Origin of the sequence: gamma proteobacterium SS-5 (assembly GCA_009497875.2) — a bacterium.
GTDB lineage: Bacteria > Pseudomonadota > Gammaproteobacteria > Chromatiales > Chromatiaceae > Magnetovirga > Magnetovirga frankeli.
The window spans coordinates 3,705,691-3,717,500 of record CP032508.2; the positions used below are offsets into that span (position 1 = coordinate 3,705,691).

7 protein-coding genes and 2 rRNA genes (1 of these 9 running past the window's edge) are annotated in these 11,810 nt (G+C 59.9%); 5 read left to right on the forward strand and 4 right to left on the reverse strand.

What is annotated here, in order from left to right; genetic code table 11:
* The first annotated feature begins 17 nt into the window (after positions 1-17).
* The 4 genes from D5125_05255 (at position 18) to D5125_17375 (ending at position 2,382) form a co-directional block, all read left to right on the forward strand.
* Positions 18-638: an RNA pseudouridine synthase gene (locus D5125_05255; protein ID QFY88931.1), complete on the forward strand. Its 621-nt coding sequence runs from the start codon at positions 18-20 to the stop codon at positions 636-638.
* A gap of 173 nt (positions 639-811) precedes the next feature.
* On the forward strand, positions 812-1,345 hold the full coding sequence (locus D5125_05260; GenBank protein ID QFY88932.1) for a TIGR00645 family protein: 534 nt from the start codon (positions 812-814) through the stop codon (positions 1,343-1,345).
* 129 nt (positions 1,346-1,474) lie between these two features.
* Entirely contained in the window at positions 1,475-1,936 is a 462-nt protein-coding gene (locus D5125_05265) for a hypothetical protein (GenBank protein QFY88933.1), read from the forward strand.
* 269 nt (positions 1,937-2,205) lie between these two features.
* Positions 2,206-2,382 (forward strand): hypothetical protein, encoded by a 177-nt coding sequence (locus tag D5125_17375; GenBank protein ID QPB72214.1) that lies wholly within the window; start codon positions 2,206-2,208, stop codon positions 2,380-2,382.
* Between the two features lie 279 nt (positions 2,383-2,661).
* Here the strand turns inward: D5125_17375 and D5125_05270 are convergent, their stop codons facing one another.
* Positions 2,662-4,356, reverse strand: a complete 1,695-nt coding sequence (locus D5125_05270; protein QFY88934.2) for a sensor domain-containing phosphodiesterase — start codon at positions 4,354-4,356, stop codon at positions 2,662-2,664.
* A 268-nt stretch (positions 4,357-4,624) separates the two neighbouring features.
* Here D5125_05270 and D5125_05275 point away from each other — a divergent pair, with 268 nt between their 5' ends.
* Entirely contained in the window at positions 4,625-6,589 is a 1,965-nt protein-coding gene (locus tag D5125_05275; protein ID QFY88935.2) for a PAS domain-containing protein, read from the forward strand.
* Between the two features lie 432 nt (positions 6,590-7,021).
* On the opposite strand, the gene D5125_05280 is transcribed toward D5125_05275, so the two are convergent.
* The 3 genes from D5125_05280 to D5125_05290 all read right to left on the reverse strand — a co-directional run.
* The gene (locus D5125_05280) at positions 7,022-9,154 is read right to left on the reverse strand and encodes a L,D-transpeptidase family protein (protein QFY88936.1); all 2,133 of its coding nucleotides are present in this window, start codon (positions 9,152-9,154) and stop codon (positions 7,022-7,024) included.
* Between the two features lie 194 nt (positions 9,155-9,348).
* Positions 9,349-9,464: ribosomal RNA gene (gene rrf, locus D5125_05285) — 5S ribosomal RNA — on the reverse strand.
* A 120-nt stretch (positions 9,465-9,584) separates the two neighbouring features.
* Positions 9,585-11,810: ribosomal RNA gene (locus tag D5125_05290) — 23S ribosomal RNA — on the reverse strand (it continues 836 nt past the right edge of the window).

An 11,810-nucleotide genomic window follows, 5' to 3' on the forward strand; every position in this document is an offset into this window, starting at 1 on the left:
GCCAAGGCCCTTCGAGCATGGAGCAGGCGCCACCCATCCTGCATCTGGACCCCCTGTTTCTGGTGGTGATCAAGCCGCCCTGGCTGCTCTCCGTGCCGGGGCGCGGGCCAGACAAACAGGACTCGGTGGTCACCCGCCTGGCGCGGGATTTTCCCGCTATCCGCGAGGTGCATCGGCTGGACTGGGAGACCTCGGGGCTGATGCTGCTGGCGCGGGACAAGGCCAGCCACAGGGCGTTGAGCCTCCAGTTTCAGCAGCGCTCGGTGGAGAAGGAATACATCGCCCAGGTAGCGGGCCGGATAGCAGAGGCAGCGGGCCAGATTGAGCTGCCCCTGATCTGCGACTGGCCGAATCGGCCGCGCCAGCGGGTCGATCATCAGCTGGGCAAGCCCGCCCTCACCCTCTGGCAGTGCATTGCCCGTGACGCCGCCAGCAGCCGCCTGCTGCTGCGGCCCCACACCGGCCGCTCGCACCAATTGCGCGTTCATCTGGCCAGCATCGGCCACCCCATCCTCGGCGATGGCCTGTACGGCAACCCCAGCTCAGCGCCCCGGCTGCTGCTGCACGCCAGCCGCCTCAGCATAGACCACCCCGGCAGCGGCCAGCGCCTGATCTTCGACAGTCCGGCACCGTTTTAGCCGACATGGAATGATGACTGTGAAACAACCCAGCTGTTGCTACAGAAATGCTGAACTAGCGCGCGGAGCTGTTGAATTGTAGCCCGGATGCAGGGTAACGGAATCCGGGGTGTCGCTGCCCGTTCCATGTCCGTTAGGCTAGAATGCCCGCCCCACCCCCAGAAACCGCTGCCATGAAAAAAATTGAACACCGCCTTGAAGCCCTGATCTTCTCCAGCCGTTGGCTGCTGGCCCCCTTTTACCTGGGCCTGCTCCTGGCCATGGCCCTGTTGCTGGTGAAATTCATCAAGGAATTCATCCATTTCGTGCCCCTGGTGTTCACTGCCGAGGGGGGTGATGTCATCATCGGCGTACTCACCCTGATCGACGTGGTGATGGTGGCGAACCTGATCATCATCATCGTCTTTGCCGGATATGAAAACTTCGTCTCCCGCTTCGACGCCGCCGGCCATGAGGATTGGCCGAGCTGGATGGGCCATGTCGGCTTCGCCGAGCTGAAGATGAAGCTGATCGGCTCCATCGTCGCCATCTCCGGCATTGAACTGCTCAAGGCCTTCATGCACGTGGAGAGCCTGACCAACGAGCAGCTGGCCTGGAAGGTAGGCATCCACATGACCTTCGTCATCTCCGGCGTGCTGTTTGCCCTGATGGACCGCATCTCCACCGGCAAGGCACCCCATACCAAGACCCCTGATGAGCCGCACTGAATCATCCGCCGTCGGTTCAGCTGGGATTCAGATTCGGTTCAGGCCGAGTTAAGCGGCCAGGCTCCATACTTCTCTCCACAGTCCCACTGTACCTTGTTCAACCCTACTTTGACCTACCTGGAGAGAACCATGAAACACTCAATCACCACATTGCTGATCACCACCTCCCTGGCCCTGCTGCTGCCGGCCAGCTCGGCCCTGGCCCAGGGCCGCTATGGCAGCAACATAGACCAGCGCCTGAAGCGGCAGGAAAGGCGTATCGAACAGGGCCTGCGCAGCGGTGAACTGACCCGCCGCGAGGCCCGGCAGTTACGCAAAAAGCACCGGCGTATCAGTCACCTCTATGAAGATAGCAGCCAGCATGGCCTGAGCAAGCCGGAACGGCGCAGGCTAGAACGCAAACTGAATCGGCTCAGTGACAGCATCTATAGTCTGAAACACAATGAGATCAAGCGCCCGCTGCACAGGGCCTATGCGCCCAAAGCCTTCGGCCACAGCCATTTTCAGGGCTATCAGCGGCACGGACGGGGCGACTACATCGCCTTCAGCGATAAGGGAATGCGGCTCATGCTGAGGTTCGATGACCGCTGAGACTGGCGGGAGGCTGGCGGTCCAATGCAAGAGCTGAAGCTAGAGTTGGCCTATTTCCTGCTTTATTTCAACCAGGCACCATCGGCCTGACAGAGAAATGAGTCATGAGGCACGCTGTTTCACATCTGATCCGGGAACCCATCTACCGCTTGAGGCTGCATCTGTTTCTACGGAAATTCAGTGGCTAAGGCTAGAAATCTAAGGTGAACAGCAGGGTCCGGTGGTGTAGTATCATCACCGGACCCAACTATTTCAGGAGCCTTGCGCCCATGCACTGCGATACCAAGTTATTCAAGAAGGGCGAGTTGCTGCACAAGACCCTCAACCGCAAGGTCGGCGAGCAGCCTACCGATAGCAACCTCAAGGAGCTTTCCCGCTTGATGGGGCTGCAACCCTCCTATATCTACCAGGCCATTCGCTACTACATCGCCAACCTGCGCCGTTGAACCAAGCGCATCATGCCAGCGGCATCAGGCCAGATTCTGACGCATCAGCAACTTCTCCCTGGGTGCCATCAAAAGTGGCAGAAGCAGCCTTTTTACCAGCTTTTTGGGGCTGGGGCGGGGCAGGCGGGCAGGCATTTTCTGTTGGTATTGTTCTCGGTTCACGACAGGCCCTCCAGTGATTAACAGGCAACATTTTGCCTGCTTGGGCGGCGGATTTCCGTGAACCGGTTCACAATACCGAAGACAGAGGACAGAGGAGCAGAGTGGGGCCAAGGGTCTTCAGGTTCCGTTGTCGTACAGAAAGCCCCGGCTGAGGATCCGCTCGAACTCATCCGGCGGCAGCGGTCGGCTGTAGAAAAAGCCCTGCACCAGGTCGCAGGACTGCCCCCGCAGTATGTCGATGTGCTCCAGGCTCTCCGCCCCCTCGGCCACCACCTCCAGACCCAGGCCCCGTGACAGGCCGATGATGGCATTGGTGATCTCCGCCATCTTCGGATTGCCGACCATGTCCTGGATAAAGGCGCGGTCGATCTTCAGGGTGGTGATGGGGAAGCGGCTCAGGTAGCTGAGGCTGGAATAGCCGGTACCGAAGTCATCGATGGAGATGTGTATGCCCATATCACGGAAGGTAGTGAGCTTGCGGATCACCTCCTCGACATTACCCACCAGCATACTCTCGGTGATCTCCAACTCCAGGTACTGCGGCGGCAGACCGCTGTCCGCCAGGGCCTGCTCCACCTTGTGCAGCAGCTGGGGGTCACGAAACTGCGAGGCGGTGACGTTGACCGAGATACGCAGCGGCCGATAGCCCTTGCCCAGCCACTCGGCGGCCTGCTGACAGGATCGGCGCAGGACGAAATCACCTATACCCCCCACCAGACCGGCCTCCTCCGCCACCGGAATGAAGTCACCCGGCGGGATCAGGCCCATGCCCGGCCGCTGCCAGCGCACCAGCGCCTCGGCCCCGACCACGGCGTTATCGCCGAGGGACACCTTGGGCTGATAATAGACGACAAACTCACCGCTGATCAGGGCCTGGCGAATGCCGCGCTCCATCTCGATGCGGGTCTTTGCCGCCTGGTTCATCTCGGCGGCGAAGAACTGATAATGGTTGCCACCCTGCTTCTTCTGGTGGCGCATGGCACTCTCGGCATGACTCAGCAGCCGCTGGCACTCGCCACCATCCTCGGGAAAGATGCTGATGCCGATACTTACCGAGATAGTCACATCGCGCTTATCCACCCGAATCGGCCGACCCAGGGCGTGCAGGATCTTTTCCGCCACCAGCACGCTATCGCCGGTGGAAGCGATCTGCATCACCGCGCCGAACATATCACCGTCCAGCCGCGCCAGGGTGTCGCTGCGGCGAATGGTAGCGCTCAGGCGCTGGCCTATCTCTTTGAGTACCAGATCACCCACCTCACGGCCCAGGCCATCGTTGATCAGCACGAAGCGATCCACCCCGATGAGCAACAGGGCGACGGATTTCTTCACCCGCGCCGCAGCGATCAGGGCCTGATCCACCCGATCGAGAAACAGCGCCCGGTTGGGCAGGCCGGTGAGGGAGTCATGCTGGATGTTACCGGTCGGGTTCTGCTCCGTCTCCGGCGGCAGCAGCCACAGCAGCCAGAGGGCGCTGTGGCTCAGATTGGGCGCGATGCGCTTGAGTTCTACCCGGGCGGACAGCAGCCGACCATCGCCACGCCGCAACTGCATCACCCCCTGCCAGTCCCGCCCCTGTTGCGCCGCCTGCTCCATCTCCACGCAGCCCACCGCGCCATCCGGGGTGAGCTGCAAGAAGGGCTTGCCACGCAGGGCGTCCGGCAGGTGCCGGGTCAGCTGGGTAAAGGGCAGGTTGATCTGGCGAAAGCACAGCTGTTCATCGCACAGGGCCAGGGGGTCACGGGAGGAGGACAGGATCATGTCCAGGGAAGAGCTGAGCACCAGCTCGTAGAGTTTATCGGTACTGTCCATGGGATACGCAAGGCTCCAGCAAGTCTTCTGAGCAGGGATGATAGGGCAATATTGCCTAAGAAACCCGATGTTTTCCATGTTTGTTATAACCTAGCGGCTTAACCCTCATCCTTCCCGCCAGGCAGTGGCGGGAATCCCGTGCCAAGAAGGGCAGGCCTCGCGCCTTGGGCAGGCTGGCTTGAGAATCTGGTTTACAAAACCCACATCTGGCACTGATCCTGCTAAGATTTATCCCAAACCCAACAGCCATCAGATGGAAAAGCGAGCCATGAAAAAGAATTTTCCCGTCACCCAGCGTGAAATCAGCTACGGCGACGACGTAATCCTGACATCGACCACGGACCTCAAGGGCATCATCACCTACGCCAACAACGACTTCATCAAGATCAGCGGCTACAGCGAGGATGAGCTGCTCGGCAGCAACCACAACATAGTGCGCCACCCGGACATGCCGCCGGCCGCCTTCCAGCACCTCTGGGATACCGTCAAGACGGGCCAATCCTGGCGCGGCATCGTCAAGAACCGCAGCAAGAACGGCGACCACTACTGGGTGGATGCCTACGTCACCCCGGTGGTGGAGCATGGCCAGACCATCGGCTACCAATCGGTGCGCACCCGCCCCAACCGCGAGCAGATCCAGCAGGCCGAGGCCCTCTACGCCAAGCTCAACGACGGCAGCCTGAGCAAGCTCCCCAGCTCGCGCAAGGCCCTGGACCTGGGTCTGAATCTGCGCATTCCCCTGGCCCTGGGGCTGCTCTTTCTGCTCAGCCTGGGCGCTGCCCTGCTGGGACAGATGCGGCCCGAACAGGCCGCCCTGATCGCCTGGCTCAACGCCGGGGCCAGCGGCCTGGGCACGCTGGTGATCTGGCAATTGCTGCATCACACCCTGATCAAGCCCATGGGGCATGTGGTGGAGATCGCCAAGGCCATCAGCCAGGGCGATCTATTGAAGAAGATCGAGATCAACCGGCAGGACGAACTGGGCGAGATGCTACAGGCGCTAAAGATGATGCAGGCACGCCTGCGCACCGTCATCGGGCGCCTTTCCGAAAGCGCCAACGAGGTGGCCGGAGCCGCCGACGACCTGGCCCTGTCCGCCGATGGCGTGGTGCGCTTCATGGGTCAGCAAAGCTCCGAGACCGAGCAGGTAGCCACCGCCATGAACCAGATGACGGCCACGGTCAACGAAGTATCCAACAGCGTAGTGGCCACCGCAGATGCCGCCCACAACGCCAACCAAAAGGCCAGCCAGGGCCAGCAGATGATCAGCGACACCCTGAGCGAGATCCGCACCCTGGTACAGCGCATCGAGCAGTCATCCAACACCGTGCAGGAGTTGCAGGACAGCGGTCAGAACATCGTCAAGATCATGACGGTCATCCAGGAGATAGCCGAGCAGACCAATCTGCTGGCGCTCAACGCCGCCATCGAGGCGGCCCGCGCCGGCGATGTGGGCCGAGGCTTCGCCGTGGTGGCCGATGAGGTGCGCACCCTGGCCTCGCGCACCAAAAGCGCCACCGAGGAGATCAACGACATGGTCAACGCCCTGGGCACCGGCATCCAGGGCACCACCCAGGCCATGGGCGAGGTGCGCGAACGCGCCCTCTCCACCCAGCAGTTCGCCGAGGACATGGGCCAGGCGCTGGGCGAGATCACCGGCTCCATCAGCCAGATCTCCAGCATGGCCAACCAGATCGCCACCGCCTCCACCGAGCAGAGCAGCGTCTCGGAGGAGATCAACCGCAACATCGTGCGCATCCACGAACTCTCCGAGGAGACCATGCAGCAGGCCCGCATCAGCAGCCAGGCCGGTTCCAATCTGGCCGGTCTGGCCGGCAAGCTGCAACGCATCGCCGCCACCTTCAACACCGGCGGCGGCCTGCAGCGGCTTGACTTCGGCCAGGCCAAGCAGGCCCATCTGGACTGGAAGCGCCGTGTCCGCGCCCTGCTCGACAGCAAGGGGCAAATCGACCCAGGGCAGTTGGTCACCCACAAGAACTGCGTGCTGGGCAAGTGGTATTACGATACCGGCCTGCGCAAATACGGTGACCATGCGGAAATGAAGGCCTTAGAACGCCCCCACGCCGAATTCCACCGCAAGGTGCGGGAAATCGTCGATCAAAATCGACTGGGCAAAAAGCATGAGGCCGAGCGCCTGTTCAGCGAACTAGACCGCCTCTCCGGTGAAATCGTCCGCCAGCTGGAGGCCCTGGAGCGCAAGCTGGGCCAATAAGGCCGCTCTGGGACGCGTGGCACTCTTCAACTTAAAAAGAGCATTTGGCCACAGAAGCACAGAGTACATAGAGAAAAATCAATGTGCTGGAAAGCGAACACCCAACACCTTCTAGGTGAGCCCGGTCTGATAGCTAACTCATTGAAACAACTCTGTGATCTCTCTGTCTCTGTGGCTTAACTGAGGAATATAGGTTCAACCGAAAAAGAGCAGTTGAACCGCAGATTTCACCGATTTACACAGATTTTTCAGTGTGTTTGCCAAGTGCACACACTCAGCCAACGGGTGACTGGCTAAGTCACTCTAACCCAATGAAAATACATAAATTTAATCTGCGATAATCGGCGTAATCTGCGGTTTATAGGATCAAGAACCGATGTTGGCCTCCCTGGCCGAGTGGATCAACACATCCCCCTGAACCCGCCCCGCCCCTCAGAGATCGATAAAGCTGGCCTTCCAGCTGCTGGATGGGACGGAACCCCTTTCTACAGGGGGAACGCCGATGACCTCAGGGTCGGTCGGCAGGTGATCGGCCTTGCTGGCGGAGCGCAACTGAGCACGGATACGCGCCTGGCGCTGCTTGGGCATGTCTGCCAGGTGCTCTTGGTAGGGTCCATCCAGCCGGGCCAGCAGCTTGGCATCGCGGGAGTAGATGTCGTTGCGGAAATTGACCCGACCATTGGCCGCCTCGGCCGTCAGGTAGCGGATGAAGATCGGCAGGGGTTGCTCCAGATTGGCCTGCAGGGTGCTGCCGCTGGCCAACACCCGGTCGATGCGAGCCCTGTCCCAGCCCTGGCGGCCCAACAGGCGCTCGGCCAGCTCAAAGGGGTCACGCAGGCGCACGCAGCCGGAGCTGGTGGTACGCACCTCGCGGCTGAACAGTTCCCTATGGTTGGTGTCGTGCAGAAACACGTGATGCGTGTTGGGGAACATGAACTTGACCCGGCCCAGGGCATTGTTGGGGCCGGGCGGCTGGCGCACGATATAGGGCATGCGATCGAGTGATTTCCAGTCCACCGCATGGGGATCGATGCGCTTGCCCTGCTCGTCAAGCAGCTGGTAGCCCTTTTTGTCCAGGTAACCGGGGTCGATCTTCAGGCTGGGCAGTATGGTGCGCCGATTGATACCAGGCGGCACCGACCAGGTCGGGTTGAAGATCAGATGCTCCATGCGGTCGCTGAAGATGGGCGTGCGGGTGGCGGACTTGCCCACCTGTACCCGCTCCTGCCAGATGGTTTCGCCCTGGCGTACCCAGCGCAGCTTGAAACCGGCCACGTCGATCAGCAGGTATTCCTCCTCGGCCAGGGGGTCGAACCAGCGCTGGCGCTCCAGATTGATGCGGATCTGATCGATGCGCTGGCCGATGGTGATGTTCATCGCCGCAAGCGTGACGGGGCCGACGATGCCGTCTATGTTGAGGTTGCGTTCCTCCTGAAAATCGCGCACCGCCTGCTCCAGGGCCTCATCGTAGCGGGTTTCATCCTGCTCGGCGGCCAGCCCCAGGTCCAGGCGTTGGCGCAGCAGGGGTACGCGGGCATTCTTCATGCCCAGCTTGAGGGCCCGCCCGGCGGGTATGTGCTGCCAGCCCTGGCTGCCGATGTGCCGGTAATGCTCCACCAGAGCCTCACGCAGCAGCCAGTATTGTTCGTGCTGCGGTCGCGCTGCGGCCAGGGCCTGATCGATCTGCCCCTGTTTGATCCAGGCCAGAAGCTGACTGTCACGGTTGTCTGAGCGCCTTGCCTTGGGATAGTTGTAATCGGCATCCAGTTGCTCGGGATCTACCTTGCCGTATTCCAGGTTATGCAGCAGGCGCAGCAGGGCCTCGCTCAGGCTCAGATCGACCAGGGCCCACTCGGCGGCATCCTCGGGTTGCAAGGCGGCATCTTCCAGATAGAACAGGATCGGCTCCAGGCGATAAGCATCCGCCAGCAGACCGTCCAGCACCAGGCCATCCAGGGCCTGGGAGAAGGAGGCAATGGCCTCGGCCCGCCACAGGGGGCCGTACCCATTGGCCTGATACAGGCGAGTCAGGGCTGCCTTGCGGTAGAGTTTGAGCCCGGCCGGCAGGGCGCTCTGGCCAGACAACAGCCCCTTGAGGGCAGCGACAAAGTCCGTCCGGGGTTCGACCTCGGCGACTGGGCGCGGGCCAGGCGCACCTTCCGGGCCGGTCGGATCGGCCTCGGGCACTTCTGTGGCCATCGTCTGATCCGTTTCAGTGTCTGTGCCGGGCGCTGTGCTCGGCTGCTCAGCCTCGGGCCCCGGTTCGTGCTTCTGCACCGGGTTGGGGTCGGCCAGAGGCCCCTCTGCCTGGGGCTCGACAAGAGGCTCGAGTCCTGCGGACGCAGCGGGCTCCACCAGCCGCGGCTCGGCCGCGCCCTGCCGTGGCTGCGGAGAGGCTTCTGGGGTCAATGGGTGTTCAGGGGGCTCAGGGACAACATCGGCACGGATCGGCACAACCGGCGGCACATCGGCCACAGTGGCAGCGCCCGGCATCGGCTCGGCCACCGCCAGACTCAGGCTCAGGCCCAACAGCAACACAGATAACCATGACAGAGAACGAATCATCTAGGCAAACCCTAATCAAGAAATAATGTGACTGCTGGGGCCACTTGTTCCCCCTCTCCTCACCGGCCTCAATGGAGAGAGGCGAGTCGTTTCGCGGTTAGAACAGCTAAACCAGACCGGGTTCTATCGCCAGGGGATCAACCCCAGGCAAAAAAATACCCGATTCTTAGGGGAATCGGGTATTCAGGGTAGAAGCCTGGCAGTGACTTACTCTCACATGGGGAGACCCCACACTACCATCAGCGATGCCCCGTTTCACTTCCGAGTTCGGGATGGGATCGGGTGGTTCCAAGGCTCTATGGCCGCCAGGCAATTTAGTGGTGAAGTCGATATTTCGCCTTCACGCATTCGGTGATGAAGTCTTGTATCTTGATTCTTCTTACTCTTGCAGACCTCAGGCGCTCTGTAGCACAGAACACTTGGGTGTTATATGGTCAAGCCTCACGGTCAATTAGTACGGGTTAGCTCCACACGTTACCGCGCTTCTACATCCCGCCTATCAACGTCGTAGTCTTCAACGGACCTTCAGGGGCCTCAAGGGCCCAGGGAGATCTCATCTTGGGGCCGGTTTCCCGCTTAGATGCTTTCAGCGGTTATCCGTTCCGTACTTAGCTACCCGGCAATGCCACTGGCGTGACAACCGGAACACCAGAGGTACGTCCACTCCGGTCCTCTCGTACTAGGAGCAGCTCCCCTCAAATCTCCAACGCCCACGGCAGATAGGGACCGAACTGTCTCACGACGTTCTAAACCCAGCTCGCGTACCACTTTAAATGGCGAACAGCCATACCCTTGGGACCGACTTCAGCCCCAGGATGTGATGAGCCGACATCGAGGTGCCAAACTCCCCCGTCGATATGAACTCTTGGGAGGAATCAGCCTGTTATCCCCGGAGTACCTTTTATCCGTTGAGCGATGGCCCTTCCATTCAGAACCACCGGATCACTATGACCTGCTTTCGCACCTGCTCGGCGTGTCTGCCTCGCAGTCAAGCACCCTTATGCCATTGCACTAATCTTCCGATTTCCGACCGGAATTAGGGTACCTTCGTGCTCCTCCGTTACTCTTTGGGAGGAGACCGCCCCAGTCAAACTACCCACCATGCACGGTCCCCGACTTGCGCCTGGGTTAGAACTCCAAACATACCAGGGTGGTATTTCAAGGTCGGCTCCACGCAGACTGGCGTCCACGCTTCAGCGCCTCCCACCTATCCTACACAAGTAGGCTCAAAGTCCAGTGCAAAGCTGTAGTAAAGGTTCACGGGGTCTTTCCGTCTAGCCGCGGGTACACTGCATCTTCACAGCAAGTTCAATTTCACTGAGTCTCGGGTGGAGACAGTGTGGCCATCATTACGCCATTCGTGCAGGTCGGAACTTACCCGACAAGGAATTTCGCTACCTTAGGACCGTTATAGTTACGGCCGCCGTTTACCGGGGCTTCGATCAAATGCTTCTCCGAAGATAACATCATCAATTAACCTTCCGGCACCGGGCAGGCGTCACACCCTATACGTCCTCTTTCGAGTTTGCAGAGTGCTATGTTTTTAATAAACAGTTGCAGCCACCTTTTCACTGCGGCCCACTTGCGTGGGCGTACCTTCTCCCGAAGTTACGGTACCATTTTGCCTAGTTCCTTCACCCGAGTTCTCTCAAGCGCCTTGGAATACTCATCCCGCCCACCTGTGTCGGTTTGGGGTACGGTCTGTATGTGGGGGCTATTTCCTGGAACTGCTAGCTCCTTTTCGAGACAACCAACGCCCGATCAGGAATTCCGCAATCCGTCACTCTCCCACAGGTACTGGAATATTAACCAGTTTCCCATCGACTACGCCTTTCGGCTTCGCCTTAGGGGCCGACTTACCCTGCGCCGATTAACGTTGCGCAGGAACCCTTGGGCTTTCGGCGAGGGGGCCTTTCACCCCCTTTATCGTTACTCATGTCAGCATTCGCACTTCCGATACCTCCAGCATGCTTCACAACACACCTTCAACGGCTTACGGAACGCTCCTCTACCATGCAAGCAAGCTTGCATCCGCAGCTTCGGTACATATCTTAAGCCCCGTTAAATCTTCCGCGCAGGCCGACTCGACCAGTGAGCTATTACGCTTTCTTTAAAGGATGGCTGCTTCTAAGCCAACCTCCTGGCTGTCTGGGCCTTCCCACATCGTTTCCCACTGAGATATGATTTTGGGACCTTAGCTGGCGGTCTGGGTTGTTTCCCTTTCCACGACGAACGTTAGCACCCGCCGTGTGTCTCCCGTGATTGCACTCGCTGGTATTCGGAGTTTGCATCGGGTTGGTAAGTCGGGATGACCCCCTAGCCGAAACAGTGCTCTACCCCCAGCGGTGATTCACGAGGCGCTACCTAAATAGCTTTCGAGGAGAACCAGCTATCTCCGGGCTTGATTAGCCTTTCACTCCGACCCACAGCTCATCCGAATCTTTTTCAACAGATCCCGGTTCGGTCCTCCAGTAGGTGTTACCCCACCTTCAACCTGGCCATGGGTAGATCGCCCGGTTTCGGGTCTACTCCCAACGACTATGCGCCCTATTAAGACTCGCTTTCGCTACGGCTCCCCTAGTCGGTTAACCTTGCCATTGAGATGTAAGTCGCTGACCCATTATACAAAAGGTACGCAGTCACCCGACCACTCAAT